General features: G+C 61.4%; 9 protein-coding genes, 1 other RNA gene and 1 pseudogene. 5 read left to right on the forward strand and 6 right to left on the reverse strand.

What is annotated here, in order from left to right; genetic code table 11:
* Positions 1-41: 41 nt before the first annotated feature.
* The 3 genes and pseudogenes from serC to gyrA all read right to left on the reverse strand — a co-directional run bounded on the left by serC (position 42) and on the right by gyrA (position 4,649).
* Positions 42-1,178: a 3-phosphoserine/phosphohydroxythreonine transaminase gene (serC, locus tag FUT88_RS21255; protein WP_147218103.1), complete on the reverse strand. Its 1,137-nt coding sequence runs from the start codon at positions 1,176-1,178 to the stop codon at positions 42-44.
* A 113-nt stretch (positions 1,179-1,291) separates the two neighbouring features.
* A complete protein-coding gene (locus FUT88_RS21260) occupies positions 1,292-1,852 on the reverse strand; it encodes a DUF2059 domain-containing protein (protein ID WP_012761551.1) in 561 nt (186 codons plus the stop codon).
* Between the two features lie 128 nt (positions 1,853-1,980).
* A pseudogene (gyrA, locus tag FUT88_RS21265) lies at positions 1,981-4,649 on the reverse strand (DNA gyrase subunit A).
* 431 nt (positions 4,650-5,080) lie between these two features.
* Here gyrA and ompA point away from each other — a divergent pair.
* The gene (gene ompA / locus FUT88_RS21270) at positions 5,081-5,737 is read left to right on the forward strand and encodes an outer membrane protein OmpA (RefSeq protein WP_147218106.1); all 657 of its coding nucleotides are present in this window, start codon (positions 5,081-5,083) and stop codon (positions 5,735-5,737) included.
* Between the two features lie 178 nt (positions 5,738-5,915).
* Here the strand turns inward: ompA and FUT88_RS21275 are convergent, their stop codons facing one another.
* Positions 5,916-6,422 (reverse strand): glycine zipper 2TM domain-containing protein, encoded by a 507-nt coding sequence (locus FUT88_RS21275; protein WP_147218109.1) that lies wholly within the window; start codon positions 6,420-6,422, stop codon positions 5,916-5,918.
* A 161-nt stretch (positions 6,423-6,583) separates the two neighbouring features.
* Here FUT88_RS21275 and ubiG point away from each other — a divergent pair, with 161 nt between their 5' ends.
* From ubiG to ssrA, 4 genes are all read left to right on the forward strand, one after another.
* Positions 6,584-7,300, forward strand: a complete 717-nt coding sequence (ubiG, locus tag FUT88_RS21280; protein ID WP_147218111.1) for a bifunctional 2-polyprenyl-6-hydroxyphenol methylase/3-demethylubiquinol 3-O-methyltransferase UbiG — start codon at positions 6,584-6,586, stop codon at positions 7,298-7,300.
* Positions 7,297-7,986 (forward strand): HAD-IA family hydrolase, encoded by a 690-nt coding sequence (locus FUT88_RS21285; RefSeq protein WP_147218114.1) that lies wholly within the window; start codon positions 7,297-7,299, stop codon positions 7,984-7,986. Before ubiG ends, FUT88_RS21285 begins: the two co-directional genes overlap by 4 nt.
* 118 nt (positions 7,987-8,104) lie before the next feature.
* Positions 8,105-11,887, forward strand: a complete 3,783-nt coding sequence (locus FUT88_RS21290) for a DUF748 domain-containing protein (RefSeq protein ID WP_147218116.1) — start codon at positions 8,105-8,107, stop codon at positions 11,885-11,887.
* A gap of 32 nt (positions 11,888-11,919) precedes the next feature.
* Positions 11,920-12,277: a transfer-messenger RNA gene (gene ssrA / locus FUT88_RS21295) on the forward strand.
* A gap of 151 nt (positions 12,278-12,428) precedes the next feature.
* Here the strand turns inward: ssrA and FUT88_RS21300 are convergent.
* On the reverse strand, positions 12,429-13,409 hold the full coding sequence (locus FUT88_RS21300; protein WP_261797241.1) for a fimbrial protein: 981 nt from the start codon (positions 13,407-13,409) through the stop codon (positions 12,429-12,431).
* Between the two features lie 260 nt (positions 13,410-13,669).
* A complete protein-coding gene (locus FUT88_RS21305; protein WP_261797242.1) occupies positions 13,670-16,147 on the reverse strand; it encodes a fimbria/pilus outer membrane usher protein in 2,478 nt (825 codons plus the stop codon).
* Positions 16,148-16,296: the final 149 nt, after the last annotated feature.

A 16,296-nucleotide genomic window follows, 5' to 3' on the forward strand; every position in this document is an offset into this window, starting at 1 on the left:
CAGCGCTTCGCGCAATGTTCTGCCGTGATCGAGGATCAGCGTTACGCGGACACTCTTTCAAAGTCACGCATGAAGTCGACCAGCGCCTCGACTCCTTCCAGCGGCATCGCGTTGTAGATGCTCGCCCGCATGCCGCCCACGGACTTGTGGCCCTTGAGCTGCACCAACCCGCGCTCGCGCGCCTGCGTGAGGAAGGCCTCGTTGCGGGATTCGTCGTTGAGGAAGAACGGCACGTTCATGCGCGACCGGCACGTCGGATGGATTTCGTTGCGGTAGAAGCTGCTGGCGTCGATAAAGTCGTAGAGCATCTTCGACTTGATGATGTTGCGCGTCTCCAGCGCCTCGACCCCGCCCTGACGCTTGATCCACTGGAACACGAGCCCGGCGATGTAGATGGCGTAAGTGGGCGGCGTGTTGTACATGGAGCCGTTTTCGGCCACGAGACGCCAGTTGAATGCCGACGGGCACAGCGGATGCGCGTGGCCCAGAAGGTCCTTGCGGACGATAGCGATGGTCAATCCGGCCGGGCCGATGTTTTTCTGCGCGCCGCCGTACAGCACTTGATAGCCGTTCCAGTCGATCGGCCGCGAGAGGATGTGGCTCGACACGTCGGACACCACCACACGCCCGTGCGCCTGGCCGACATCGGGCGTCTCCTGATATTCAACGCCAACAATGGTTTCGTTCGTGCACAGGTGCACGTAGGCCGCATCCGACGACAGCTTCCAGGTCGATACATCCGGGATCTTGTGGAAGCGCTCGGCCTCGCTCGTGGCAGCGATGTTCACCTCGCCGTACTTGCGCGCCTCCTGCTGCGACTTGATCGACCACGTGCCGGTGACGACGTAATCCGCCTTCGGTGCCTGGGCCGAAAGCCGGCGCATCAGGTTCAGCGGCACGATAGCGTTCTCGGCAATGGCGCCCCCTTGCAGGAAGAGGATTTCGTAATTGTCCGGCACCGCCAGCAGCTGCCGCAAATCGCTGAACGCTGCCGCCAGAATGCTTTCGAATTCCCGGCCGCGATGGCTCATTTCCATCACGCTCATGCCGCTGCCGTGCCAGGAGACCATCTCCTCCTTCGCCTGCTCCAGCACCTCGAGCGGCAGCACTGCCGGCCCTGCCGAAAAGTTGTACACACGCGCCTGGCTGGCTTGGAGGGCTCGATCCGCTTGGTTCATAGGACGAAGGGCAAAAGAAAAATGGCTGTCTGGGCGCAAACCCAAACAGCCATTATCTACCAACTGACAGCCCGACGGGGATTGTGTCCCGATCGTCTGTCTATGCCGGTCAATTACTTCGCAGCAGCGGCAACTTCCTTGTCAGCCATGTCGCGCATCTTCTTGCCGACTTGCGGACCGTACTTCTGCATCACGTTGCCCCACACTTCCTGCATGGCCTTGCCTTGGTTAGCCATGAACTTCTGGCCACTCGGCGTCTTCAGGAACGTGGTCAGGTCCTTGATTTCCTGGGTCGAGTAGTACTTGCCCAGCGAGTCATAGTGGGCTTGCAGCGCGTCCTTGCGGAAGGCTTCCGTGTCGAAGTCCTTGCCAGCGCCGTCGGTCATGCGTTGCACAGCGCCATTCTTCTTCAGCTTGTCGACAGCCGCTTGCTTCTGCTTGTCGTTCAGAGTCTTGTTCTCGACCAGAGCCTGCTCCAGCACCAGCGGGGCCTCCTGCTTTGCGCCGTTGGCCAGCACTTCACCCTGACCCTTGATGGCTGCGTCGACGTTCATCGTCGTCAGCAGGTCCTTGATGGCTGCCGTCTTGTCAGCGTCGCCAGCCTGCGCGAATGCAAACAGCGGAGCGAAACCGGCCACCACGATCAGATGTTTGAGTTTGAGACTCTTGTGCATTGTTGCTCCCTTGAGATAAGCGTTGCGTTTAGGCCGGGCGTGTGACGCAAAAGTTCCAGGCCCCTGCCGCGCACAGGTCCGGCATCATGACAGAACTGCGCCTAACGGCAAGCAAAAGATGTTTCTAATTATGTCTCGCTGCTGTCATCCGACTGTGCATCGGCACCTGGGGCGGCATCCGCCGCATCGGCGCCTTCAACAACATCCGCGCCTTCAGCATCGGACTCCATCACACGTTGCAGCCCGGACAGCTTGTTGCCCTCACCCACCGAGATGAGCGTGACGCCCTGCGTGGCGCGACCCATTTCGCGGATCTCGTCCACACGCGTACGGATCAGCACGCCGCCCGTCGTGATCAGCATGATTTCGTCTTCCGGTGCCACCAGCGCCGCGGCCACCACCTTGCCGTTACGCTCGGAGGTCTGGATGGCGATCATGCCCTTCGTACCGCGACCATGTCGGGTGTACTCGGAGATCGGCGTGCGCTTGCCGTAGCCATTTTCGGTAGCGGTCAGCACACTACCGGCCACCGACTGGGCACCTTCGCCTTCGGTTTCTGCCGGTGCGACCAGCATGGCGATCACTTGCTGGTTCTCTTCCAGGTTCATGCCACGAACACCGCGTGCCTGGCGGCCCATCGGGCGCACGTCGTTCTCATCGAAGCGCACCGCTTTGCCCGCGTCCGAGAACAGCATCACGTCGTGCTGACCATCGGTAATGTCCGCGCCAATCAGGAAATCGCCTTCGTCCAGATCCACCGCGATGATGCCGGCCTTGCGCGGGTTCGAGAATTCCGTCAGGGCAGTCTTTTTGACGGTCCCCTTGGAGGTCGCCATAAACACGAAGTGCTGCTCGTCGAACTGCTTCACCGGCAGGATCACGTTGATCTTCTCGCCCGGCGACAGGGGGAACATATTCACGATGGGGCGGCCGCGCGAGTTGCGGCTGCCCTGCGGCACTTCCCACACCTTCAGCCAATACAGACGGCCGCGGTTGGAGAAACAGAGGATGTAGTCGTGGGTGTTGGCGACAAACAGCGTGTCGATCCAGTCGTCTTCCTTCGTCGCAGCCGCCTGCTTGCCGCGCCCGCCACGCTTTTGCGCGCGGTACTCGGAAATCGGCTGACTCTTCATATAGCCGCTGTGGGACAGCGTCACCACAAGATCCTGCGGCGTAATGAGGTCTTCTGTATCCAACTCCGTCGCATTGTGCTCAATCTGCGAACGACGCTCGTCGCCGAATTCAGCGCGGATCGCGGTGAGTTCCTCGACGATGATGGCGGTGATACGTTCGGGCCGCGCGAGAATGTCCAGCAGATCGGCGATCTGCGCCATCACTTCCCGGTATTCCTGGACGATTTTGTCCTGCTCCAGCCCGGTGAGGCGTTGCAGGCGCATCTGCAGAATTTCTTGCGCTTGCGTGTCCGACAGCTTGTAGAGGCCGTCGGCTTGCATACCAAACGCGGGCAGCAGACCTTCCGGGCGATACGCTGCGCCGCCGCCCGAAGTTTCGCTCTCGGCGCGAACGAGCATGTCGCGCACGAGGCCCGAATCCCAGCTGCGGCTCATCAACTCGGCCTTTGCGACCGGCGGGGTCGGGGCAGCCTTGATGATGGCGATGAACTCGTCGATGTTGGCGAGCGCCACAGCCAGACCTTCGAGGATGTGGCCACGCTCGCGCGCCTTGCGCAGATCAAATACGGTGCGACGCGTCACCACCTCGCGGCGGTGCAGCAGGAAGCACTCCAGCATCTGGCGCAGGTTCAGCAGGCGCGGCTGGCCGTCGACCAGCGCGACCATGTTCATGCCGAACGTATCCTGCAGCTGCGTATTCTTATAGAGGTTGTTGAGCACAACCTCCGGCACCTCGCCGCGCTTGAGTTCGATCACGACGCGCATGCCCGACTTGTCCGACTCGTCGCGAATGTCCGAGATGCCTTCGATCCGCTTTTCGGTGACCAGCTCGGCGATACGCTCGAGCAGCGTGCGCTTGTTAACTTGATACGGCAGCTCGTCGACGATGATCGCCTGACGCTGACCGCGGTCGATATCTTCGAAGTGTGTCTTGGCGCGCATCACCACGCGGCCGCGGCCGGTGCGATAGCCCTCGCGGACACCCGAAATGCCGTAGATGATGCCCGCGTCGGGAAGTCCGGCGCCGGGATCAGTTCGATCAGCTCGTCGACCGTCGCTTCCGGGTTGCGCAGCAAGTGCAAGCAGCCATCGACGACTTCGTTCAGGTTGTGCGGCGGAATGTTCGTCGCCATCCCCACCGCAATCCCGGACGAACCGTTGATCAGCAAATTGGGAATGCGCGCCGGCAAAACGGACGGTTCAGTCTCGGAACCGTCGTAGTTCGGCTCGAAATTGACCGTCTCCTTGTCGAGGTCGGCCAGCAGTTCGTGGGCAATCTTCGACAGGCGGATTTCGGTGTAACGCATCGCCGCGGCGTTGTCCCCGTCGACGGAGCCGAAGTTACCTTGGCCGTCGACCAGCATGTAGCGCAGCGAGAAGTTCTGCGCCATCCGCACGATGGTGTCGTATACAGCAGTGTCGCCGTGGGGGTGATACTTACCGATCACATCCCCGACGATACGAGCAGACTTCTTATAAGGGCGATTCCAGTCGTTGTTCAGCTCGTGCATCGAGTACAAGGCACGGCGATGCACCGGCTTGAGACCATCCCGCACATCTGGAAGCGCGCGGCCCACGATCACGCTCATAGCGTAAGCGAGGTACGAGCTGCGCATTTCTTCTTCGAGCGATACCGGGAGTGTCTCTTTGGCGAATTGATCCATTGGGCGAACGGTGGGAGGTCCCTAGTGAGCGTAGTGATGCGCACTACAGGACGCTGCGGTTGCGCGAATAACAGAACATTTTACCATGCCGCAAGCCCCCGCCCCTCCAGCGCGCGAGCGACGCATCGTCAACCCCGGGCACGTTCCCTGCGACGGACGCCAAAACCGGCGAGCCAATCCCCATAAGGGTTTGCGAGCCATTTCCTGCCTTGTTGCGTACACACCACAAGGCCATGGCGCCCCGTTCGAATCGCTTATATTTGCTTTTTAGGAGTGCGTGCTTGTGGCACAATCCCCCAGCGAAGAGGCAGACATTGTTCGAAGTGGAGCCTTCACCACACCGAGAATGTTATACTCCGAAGAATGTATGACTTGTTTTCGTCCCATCTGCTCGCAGTCTTCTGCGGTGATCTCATCCTGAGAGGAGAAATATGAAAAAATTTGCCAAGCTCGCGTTCGCTGCAGCTGCGGTAGCCATGGCTGCGTCCGCTTACGCTCAGTCGGTGCCCTACGAAAAGAAGGCCGTCAACGACAACTGGGGTAACGGCACGAGCGAGTGGGTCTGGAAGAACGGCACGAACGAACTGTGCTGGCGCAATGGCTTCTGGACGCCGGCAACCGCCAACGCTCAGTGCGACGGCGCTCTGGCTCCGGCTGCTGCTCCGACGGCTACCCCGGCTGCTCCGGCTGCTCCGGTTGTGTCGAGCGAGAAGGTTACGTTCGCTGCTGACACCCTGTTCGATTTCGACAAGGCTGTGCTGAAGCCGGAAGGCAAGGCCAAGCTGGACGACCTGGTCTCGAAGCTGAAGGGCATCAACCTGGAAGTCGTGATCGCCGTTGGCCACACCGACTCGTTCGGCTCGGACAAGTACAACGACCGCCTGTCGGTCCGTCGTGCTGAAGCCGTCAAGGGCTACCTGGTCAGCAAGGGCATCGAAGCCAACCGTGTCTACACGGAAGGCAAGGGCAAGCGCCAGCTGAAGGTTGATCCGAAGTCGTGCAAGGGTTCGCGCAAGGCACAAATCGCCTGCCAGCAACCGAACCGCCGCGTGGACGTCGAAGTGGTCGGCACCCGCAAGGCTCAGTAATTCGGTTCACACCGGGAAAAAGCCCAGCGAAAGCTGGGCTTTTTTTCGTCTATACATCAGGCGGGTGTCCCTTCAGAGGGCCGCCGGAAACTGGCAAACAAAAAAGCGATGGCGCATTTGGGGCGCCATCGCTTTTTCTGTTTGGGGCAATCCGCTGGCCCTTTTTATGACGCTCGTCTTATTGGTAAGAAGGTGTCGCCTGGTCGTTAGCCACCATGGCGCGATCGCCAACGCGCAGGTTGTTCGGGTTTCGCTGCGTGACGGTCGCGACGCGGCCATCATCGAGGCGCACGGTGATACGGTAGACGGTTTGACCACCGGCTCCGGCACGCTGCTCAACTTGATTGCCTGCATAGGCACCCAATGCTGCCCCGCCAATGGTTGCAACGGTGTTGCCCGTACCGCCACCCACTTGGTGGCCCAGAATGCCGCCGGCCACGCCACCGATGATGGTGCCCAAAATGCCCGGGCTATTTGCGGGGGCCTGCATCGGTTGGATCGATTCGACGCGGCCATAAAGCGCGCCCGTTTGCTGCGGCTGCCCACCATAAGCGGGTTGCTGACCATAGGCAGGCTGCTGACCATACCCGCCGTTGTAGCCACCGCCGTAACCCGGCGCCGCGCAGCCCGCGAGTACCGTGAGGCCCGCAACACCCAGCCCCATCAGAATCTGTTTGGATTTCATTGATCTCTCCTTTGAGCGAAGGTGACAGTTTGAGGAATTGCATGCGCGTTTGTTCACGTCTGTTTCAATGTGAAACCTTTTCGCGGACGCTGTGATTTGGTCGGGGCCACGGTTTTTGGTACATTTCCTCACCTAGCCGATACGCCCTGGCGCAGCGCAACATGACGACCACACACGCGAACGCCGATGCCGGCGAACTCGAAAAATTCAGCGAACTCGCTCACCGCTGGTGGGACCCGAACAGCGAGTTCAAACCTCTGCACGAAATCAACCCTCTGCGCCTTGACTGGATTCAGTCCATCGCGCCGCTGGCCGGCAAACGCGTCGTCGACGTCGGCTGCGGCGGTGGCATTCTCTCTGAGAGCATGGCGCGTGCCGGGGCCAACGTCAAAGGCATCGATCTGTCTCGCAAAGCATTGCGTGTCGCGGACCTGCATAGCCTCGAGGCGGGCGTCACCGTGGATTACGAGGAGATCGCCGCAGAAGCATTGGCAGCTCGCGAGCCCGGGAGCTTCGACGTCGTCACTTGCATGGAGATGCTGGAACATGTGCCCGATCCGGCCTCTGTTGTGCGCGCTTGCGCGACGCTGGTAAAACCGGGCGGATACGTGTTTTTCTCGACCATCCATCGAAACGCCAAGGCGTATCTGCTGGCCGTCATTGGCGCGGAATACGTGCTCAACATGCTGCCGCGCGGCACGCATGATTACGCCAAGTTCATCCGCCCCTCAGAGCTGAGCGCGTTCGTCCGTGGCGCCGGACTCCAGGCGCAGGAGATGCGCGGGCTGGAATACAACCCGATCAGCGGCCGCTACGCCCTCACGCGTGACACCAGCGTCAACTACCTGATGGCGACACGCCGTCCGGCCCAAGCATGACGATGAGCCGGTTTCCCGATCCGCTGGGTGCGGTGCTGTTCGATCTGGATGGCACGCTTGCGGACACGGCCCCTGATCTGGCCGCCGCGGCCAACAAGGTGCGCACCGACCGGGGCCTCGAGCCGGTGGACTATGAAGCGCTGCGCCCCGTTGCCTCGCATGGCGCCCGAGGGCTCATCGGCGTGGCCTTCGGCGTTGGACCGGGGGATGCTGAATTCGAATCGCTACGCCTGGCGTTTCTCGCCAACTACGAGGCGGAAATCTGCGTGCGTACGCAACTGTTTCCTGGCATGGCCGACGTGCTGGTCGAACTCGGCCGCGCGGGCATTCCTTGGGGCATCGTCACCAACAAGTCGGGCCGCCTGACGGTGCCGCTGGTTGCACAGTTGCCGCTTCCGGTGCCGCCGGCCTGTGTCGTTGCGGGCGACACCACCCCGCACGCAAAACCCCACCCCGCCCCGCTGCTGCATGCAGCCGAATCCATCGGCGTCGACGCACGGCAGATCGTCTACGTAGGCGATGACCTGCGTGACATTGAAGCCGGCCGCGCTGCCGGCATGCCTACCATTGCGGCCAGTTACGGCTATTGTGGTAATGGGCCGTCGCCAGTGGAATGGCGCGCCGATGCGCTGATCGCCAGCGCAGCTGAACTGATTCCGCTGCTGCTGGAATCGCAACGCGCTTGATCCCGATGCCCAGGTAAATGCCTGGGCGCCGCACCTTTCAGGACCGCTGCCTCCCACAGGGACGTGGCGGTTGACCGACTGACGAAGTAGGCCACGCCGTGGCCGGACCGACACCAGCATGAGCACCTCCCCCGATTCGCGTCCTGACCTGCAATCGAATACCCACAGCTGGCGCGCGCGGCTTGATCGCGTGCGCAGTACGGCCGGCTGGCAACGCGCGGCACAGGTTGGCACATCGCGTCGCACGAAGCGCATCGGGATCGGCGTGCTGATCTTTCTGGTGGTGTTCGGGTTGCTGGGCGCATTCGGTGGGCCGCCGCTGCTGCGCCACCTGGCGCAGACACAGCTCAGCAAGCTGCTGGACCGACCGGTTTCGGTCGGCAAGATCGGCATCAATCCATACACGCTGCGGCTTGATGTCGACCAGCTCCACATTGCCGAGCGCGACGGCAAAACCCCGTTCGTCGACGTGGGCCATCTGCATGTGAACGCGTCGTGGAGTTCGATCTTCCGCCGCGCGCCCGTCATCGAAGAACTCAGCATCGATGCGCCGCACGTGCGTATCGTGCGCACCGCCGAGCAGCGCTTCAACTTCTCCGACATCGTCGACAAGCTGACGCAGCCGGACAACCTGCCCAAACCCAAGTCGGACGAACCGGCGCGCTTCGCCTTCGCCAACCTGCAGTTGACGAACGGCACGATCGATTTTGCCGACCAGCCGCTTGGTGCGCAGCACAAGTTGGACGGATTGCAGATCGGCGTGCCTTTCCTGGCGAGCCTGCCCGCTGACGTGGACATCTTCGTGCAGCCGCTGCTGGCCGCCCGCATCGACGGTGCGCCGCTGCATTTCGCGGGCAAGACAAAGCCGTTTGCCGAGTCGCTCGAATCGAACCTCAACATCAAGATCGACGGTCTGGATCTGCCCCGCTACCTAGGCTACGTGCCGGGCCCGCTGCCGGTGGCGGTGCCGCAGGGCAAGCTGACGACCGACCTGACGATCGACTTCCAGAAACCGAAAAGCGGCGCGCCGGCGCTGCGCGTGCATGGCACTGCCGGCCTAGACAACCTGCAAGTGGTCGACGCAAGGAAAGCGCCGCTGTTGGCCGCCAAACAGGTGCGCGCAACACTTGCCGACGTGCGGCCGCTCGACAACGTATTCCACCTCGATGCGCTGACGCTTGATGGCGTGCGCGTCGACGCCACGCGGGGTGCCGATGGCGCCATCAATTTCGCGCAACTCGGCGGCAAGCCCTCGCATGCCGAGGCGAAGCCCGCCAAACCCGAGCCCGCACCAACCGCCAAGCCGAAACCGTTGGATGTGGTGATCAGCAAGCTGCAACTGGCCGACAGCACCGTCCATTGGCATGACGCAACCACGCAGCCGGCTGCCGACCTGACGCTGGAAGACCTTCGCGGCGACATTGGCGTGCGCACCCTGGGCGGCCCGACCACGCTCGATGTGGGTGCCAAGCTGGCGCAGGGCGGCACGCTGAACGTCAAAGGCAACACGTCGCTGGAGAAGAACACCGGCGAGCTGGAGCTGAAGCTGGAAGGCGTGAAGCTGGCTGGCATCGGCCCGTATCTGCGCCAGGCCGGTGCGCCGCAATTGCAGAACGGCGCGCTGTCGGCCGACGGCAAGGTGGCGCTCGACTTCGGGCCGGACAAATTCAACGTACGTGCCGAGCCGCTGACCGCCAGCCTGGCCGATCTGTCGCTGGCGCCGGCCTCGGGCAAGGACACCGCGCTGCGTGCCAAGCTGCTGCGCGCGGATGTAAAGAGCTTCGACCTGAGCGCTCGCACCCTCGCATTGAACGAGGTGCGCGCCGACGGCCTGCAGATTGACGCACTGCGCAAGAAGGACGGTACGACCACGTTGACGCTGCTCGATGGGCCGCAGCCAGCGGCCGGCAAGTCGGCAACGCCCGCCAAGTCCAGCGCAAAGTCGAATGCCCCCGCTGAAAAGCCGTGGGCAGTGACCGTACAGACCTTGAAGCTGGACAACAGCGCTGTCGGCTTTGAAGACCAATCGAACTCGCGTCCGGTCAAGGTCCGTGTCGAGCCGCTGAACGTGGTCGTACAGAACGCTTCCACCGATCTCGGCAAACCCGTCAACGTGCAGATCGGTGCGGGGCTGGGCACGAAGGGCAAGCTCGATGTGCGCGGCGAGGTGGTGCCGCAGCCGCTGAAGGCCGACCTGCGCGTGAACTCGCAAAACCTGTCGTTGGCGGGTTTCGACCCGTATCTCGACAAATCGCTGAATGCTGCGATTACGAGCGCGCTGCTCTCGATGGACGGACGCCTCGTACTCAACCAAGGCAAGGCGCTGACGGTCAACTACCAGGGCAACGCGACGCTGGGCAACGTGCGGTTGCAAGACCGCGTGAGTTCGGACGACTTCCTGCGCTGGCGCTCGCTCGCGCTCAATCGTATCCAGGCCAACTACGACGGCACCACGCCGCGTGTGCGGGTGGGCGCGGTCGCGCTGTCGACGTTCTACGCGCGGATCATCATCAATCCGAATGGGCGTCTGAATCTGCAGGACATCCGCGTGCAGCCGACCGAGGAGCGGCGCTCGCTGACCCAGAGCGAACCTGCATCGGCATCAGGCGCCGCAGCGTCCGCTCCGGCAGCGGCGCCCGTGGTGGCTTCGGCCCCGACTGCGGCTCCTGCATCGGCGGTCACCGTCACAGCCACCGGTCCCACGCCCAAAGCCGGCGGCGCCGACCTGCGCGTTGACGCCATCACGCTGCAGGACGGCAACATTCGCTTTACCGACAACTTCGTCAAACCAAACTACACCGCCAACCTGACCGCCATCGGCGGCTCGATCGGCACCATCAGCACGGCCGCCAACCAGACACCCGCCGACGTGACGCTGCGCGGCAGTGTCGACAGCACAGCGCCTGTAGACATCCACGGCAAGGTCAATCCGCTCGCGCCTACGGCCTTCGTCGACCTGACGGCCAAGGCCGACGGCGTGGAACTGACCAACCTCACGCCCTACTCCGCCAAGTACGCCGGCTACCCGATCACCAAGGGCAAGCTGACGATGGATCTGCACTACCTGTTGGACCAGGGCAAGCTGACCGCCGACAACCACATCTTCATCGACCAGCTCACCTTCGGCGACCGCGTAGAAAGCAAGGACGCGACCAATCTGCCGGTGCGGCTGGCAGTGGCGCTGCTGAAGAATTCGCGCGGCGAGATCGATGTGCGCGTGCCGGTGTCCGGCTCGCTGGATGACCCGCAGTTCAGCATCGGCGGCGTCATCCTGCGTGCATTCGTCAACCTCATCGCGCGCGCCGTGACGGCGCCGTTCTCGTTACTGGCCAGCGCGTTTGGTGGCAGCGGCGGCGAAGAACTCGGCTACATCGAGTTCGATCCGGGCACTTCGAACATCAGCCAGGCATCGGTGGCGAAGCTGGACAAGCTCGCCACGGCGCTCAAGGACCGGCCTGCGCTGAAGGTCGACATCGTCGGCCGTGTCGATCCGGAATTCGACCGCGACGGCCTGCGCCGGGAGGCCGTGAACCGCCAGATTCGCGAACAAAAGCTCAAGGACGCCGGCGACGCTGCCGAGGCAGACACCAGCGTCAAGCTGGAAGAGGAGGCCAAGTACCTTGAACGCGCCTACAAAGCCGCCAAGTTCCCGAAACCGCGCAACGTGATCGGGCTTGCCAAATCGTTGCCCCCTGACGAGATGCGCAAGCTGATGGAAACCAACGTACAAGTGACGGATGCGGACTTGCGGGAACTCGCCCAGCGACGTGCCAACGCCGTGCATGTGGCGCTGGCCGAACGTGTGGATCCTGGACGTCTCTTTGTCGTGGCGCCCAAGCTCAACGCGGACGGCATCAAGGACAAGGGCAAAACGACACGGGTTGATTTCTCGCTGAAGTAGCCCATCTATGGGATAATTCACCTTTCCTTACTGGGGCCGACCTGGTTTCGACGTGGGTTGCAAAGCAGTGGAGGGCATACCGAGGACCCGTCACCTCGTTAATCAATGGGAATGCAATAACTGCTAACGACGAACGTTACGCACTGGCAGCCTAAGGGCCGCCGTCCTCGCACTGGCTCGCTGACGGGCTAGGGTCGAAAGACTAGCGAGGTCATCTACGTCAGATAAGCTCTAGGTGAGTCACGGGCCTAGAGACGAAAACTTAGTGAATCGCCGTCGTAGAGCGTGTTCGTCCGCGATGCGGCGGTTAAATCAAATGACAGAACTAAGTATGTAGAACTCTCTGTGGAGGGCTTGCGGACGCGGGTTCGATTCCCGCCGGCTCCACCAAATACGAAACCCCAACCGTTCTCGGTTGGGGTTTTTTTTCTTCTCAGCATATGCGCCCGCGGGAACCTGCCCCCGAGGGATCAACCTAGACGCATCGACTCACTGCAAGACATGCATGGCAGACGAGCCGGTCGAGCCGCCTCACGCCGCGTCAGTCATAGCTCATCACAAACGTGACCGAGCTATTGGCCGTACCGGGCACAATCTCAGAGCCAGTTTGGTGATAAGCCGCCTTCAACGGAATGTTGAAGTTACCGCCCAGCTTGTCGTAGTCGCTGTATTGGAGCTTAGTTTTCAGCGCCACCGGATTGCCTAGGCTATCGAGCAACTGCAAGCCCACACCCTTGGCGGTCGATTCCGCATCGAGAGCGACGACCGAACGCGTCGCATCAACGATGGGCGTGTTGGGATTCAGTTGATATGACACCTTGTTGATGCCCTCGGGGCACTCCTTCAAGGCGATTGAGAAGTTCACGGGTGCCAGTGATGTGCCAACACCCTTGAAGCTTCCCACATAGTTCTGGTCGCCCATCTTGACGATGACATCGGGTGTCTTGCAGGAAAGCGTTGCGACGGAGGACTTGTTGCTAGTCTTGATCGTGAAGATATTGATTTCATTATTCGCGTTCAAATGACCAAGAATTCCTACCGGAACACTTGCACCCGCCTTGACTGGCCCGATCTTTATCAAGCTGAGGGCCACTTTTACGTCGTTAAAGTAATACCCTTTCCCAGCGGGCAACTCAGGACCATAAAGGATGTCGTTATACCCCCAACTCCATGCCAGACCAGTGTCTCCGATGGGAAGCGTATTTTTCGCGGTAGAACTAGCCGAGACCCCAACCGAATTGGTCATCCCGTATTTAAAGGCTGCCGTGCATGACCAACTGTGCATGCCTAGCAGTCCTTTCGGCTCGGATTTCCAGATCACCGTACCATTCGCAGCATCGCGCGGCACGTTCAAGTTCGCCGGTATCGTATATGTCATCGTTGCTGTCCAATTGTTGGGATCAAATGAACATACCGCGCCGTATGCTGATGCCGTGGTAAAGAGCCCAAAAGAAAGCATCGCCATGAATCGCAGCCCACCGAGTAGGCGTGTGGGTATGGGGTTTACGTATGTTTCTTTCATATATTTCGCTCCAGTTTTGCCTGCGATCTACCGGCATTTTTTCCAAATGATGAAAGCAGGTCCGCTCTTTACACGTCTTTCCTCTGAGCGGCGCCCATGCCTGATTTGCGTACCGTGCAAATGCGCTGATACCGCACTTATGCAGAATCGCCGCGTCGTGGCAGGAAAAGTGCGACGCGTTTTAGCGGTGCGCTTTTTGCCCACCCCAGAACACGGCGACTGATGACGAAAGCCAGGCGAGACGCTGGCCTTGCCAACGCTTATCGGCAGCGCAGCGTCTGCCGCTGATAGTTGCGGCCAGGCTCAGCCTGGCGCAGGGCATAAGGCGCCTGACACTGGTTGTCTTTCCACTTCACCGTCAAAGTGCCCTGGTCCTGATTGAGGAGCACAAATGCGTTGCCGTTCGGGTCTGCTATGCCTAAGTGCCTGCCTGTTTGTGCGTCCTCCACACTGGCCCCGAACGGCACCGGCGTGCCATTGGCCTGTTGAAGCGCAAACTGGGCGCGCTGGCCGCTGTAACCCTTGAACGTGGCCTGCACAATTGCGCCGCGCCGCGGCACCACCTGCTTGACGGTGTCTTCGAGTTCCACGTCCGCCCCCAGGTTATGGGTGTCGGGGCTGAGCGCATTCAATCGATACGGCTGCGCGTACGTGACCACGGCGTAACCATTGCGGCCCACCGAGGTGCCAGCATCGGTCTTTACGTCCACGCCCTTGAGCCCTTCCACCCTCATCAGCGCGAAGGTATCGCCCACAGCGCGGCTCAAGTTGACGCCACCACGATGCACCACCACCGAACCTGTGGCGCCAACGCTGGCCGATTGGTAATCGCGCGCAACGTTCACGTTGGCGTTGAGCTGGCCCACATCGGTGTCGCGCGTGATGCTTGCCCCGCCCGTGGCACCACGTCCGCTGCCGGTGTAGCCCGCTTGCATGGCATACGACGTGTTCTCGTTGACGAAGCCGCTCAGGCCGCTTTGAACATTGGTGCCGCCGTTGTTGCTGTTGCTGATGTTGGTATAGGCACGCCCTGACCGCAGCTTGCCACCCAGCGGAATCGACATTGTCAGCATGATCTGTGTGCTGTTGCCGCTTCCACTGAATCGCGTGTCCTTGGTCTGGCTCAGGCTGAGGTTATAGCTCAGCTGTTTCCAGTTGCTGCCGTAGCCGACACTGAAGCTGCGGCTCGAGCCCGGCTGATTCCAGAACGTCTGCTGGCTGACGTTCAGGTAGACGCTGCCGTATCGGCGGTCTGTGCCGCCAAGGTCCTGGCTGGTTGTCAGGTCGATGCGCGAGCGGCTCCGGCCGGACTGGAAACCCATGCCGTTGAGCCAGCCATCGCTTTGGTTGTTGCTCAGGTCGTTGACGTGGTCATTGAAGGTGCGGTAACCGGACGTCGAATAGCGATAGGCAGCCAGCGTGAAGTTGGTGTTGGTGCTCGTGAACGTCTTGGCGTACAGAATCCGCACACTCTGCCCGGTATCCCGTTTGCCGCGCGCGCGACTGCTGGATTGGGTCAGATCAACGGAGAGCGCGCCGATGGGCGTGTTGGTACCGACGCCCACGTTCACCGCCTGGAAGTCCTTCGAGATCTGCAGACCACCAGCCACCGTGCTGTTGTCGGTCAGGCCGTAGACGAGCGAGCCACTCACCAGATTGGGCGACGGCCCTTGATTGCCATCGTACTTGCCTGCCGCGAAGTTGTACTTGAGCCGCCCTTTTCGCAGCATCAGCGGCAGGCTTGAGAACGCCTGATGCGTGACGCGCTTGGTGCCGTCGGCTTCGATGACGGTGATCTCGAGATCGCCGTTGGAGCCGGACGGGAAAATGTCGGTCAGTTGGAACGGGCCAGGCGGAACATTGGCCCGATAGAGCACATAGCCACTCTGGCGCACCTCGACCACCGCGTTGGTGGCTGCCAGCCCGCGCACGACCGGCGCGTAGCCGCGTTCGCTGTCGGGCAGCATGGCATCATCCGAGCCGACTTGCACACCGCGAAATCGCACACTGTCAAACAGTGTGGAATCGGAATACTGCTCGCCAAGCGTGAGCTGGCCCTTGATGGCATCGACATCGCGCTGCACGAGCGTGCGGTTGCTCTTGAAGCGGGTCTGGCCGCTGTTGCTGCCGCTGACCGTGGACTCGTTTCGCAACCGCCAACGGCCAATATTCACGCCGTTCTGCAGGCCGATGAAATAACTGCTGCTGTCGGTGCCGACGCGGCCGTGACCGTAGTTGCCGCTGAACTGGTAGTTGACGTAGCCAGCGGTAACGCCTTCATCCCACAGCGCAGGGTCAACATAGCCGCGTGCCGCGCGGGAAAGAAATGCCTGCGGAATGCTGAGATTGAGCTGCAGGCGGGCAGCATCGAAATCAACCGAAGCCTGGTCCAACAGGTGCGGCAGATCAAGGCACGCGTGGCTGTTGATGTCCAGCGGCGGTGTGATGGCGCTGAGGTTGACGCCGAAATCCTGCAGCATCTTGGCGGTCAGGCACGGCCGCAGCTTGGCTTTGTCGCTGTCTTGGTAGAAATCGATGTCGCGGCGGCCAACCAGATTGCCGTTGACCTCCACCTCGACCCGATAGGTGCCGGGCGGAACGCTGCTGCCAGAACTGAGCACGGCGCTCAGGTCCGCCGGACGTCCTTGGCCGTGCAAAAAGCTCGTGTTGTACGCAAGGAGCATTGGATCTGCCTGCGCAACGAGCGTCTCCCCTTCGGCGGCGCGTGCGCTGTTCATCATCGCCAGACACACTGCCAGATACAGCGGCGTCGCGCTCGGGCGTGCAGCGATCGCTTTTCCGTGGGTCTTTCTGGAGAACGCTTTGGGAGTCCGGCATCTAGACATCGCAATGCTCGCTTCTGGCTTTGTGAATCGGGGGGGGCTGT

The sequence above is a fragment of the Ralstonia sp. TCR112 genome (assembly GCF_007997035.1).
Classification (GTDB): domain Bacteria; phylum Pseudomonadota; class Gammaproteobacteria; order Burkholderiales; family Burkholderiaceae; genus Ralstonia; species Ralstonia edaphi.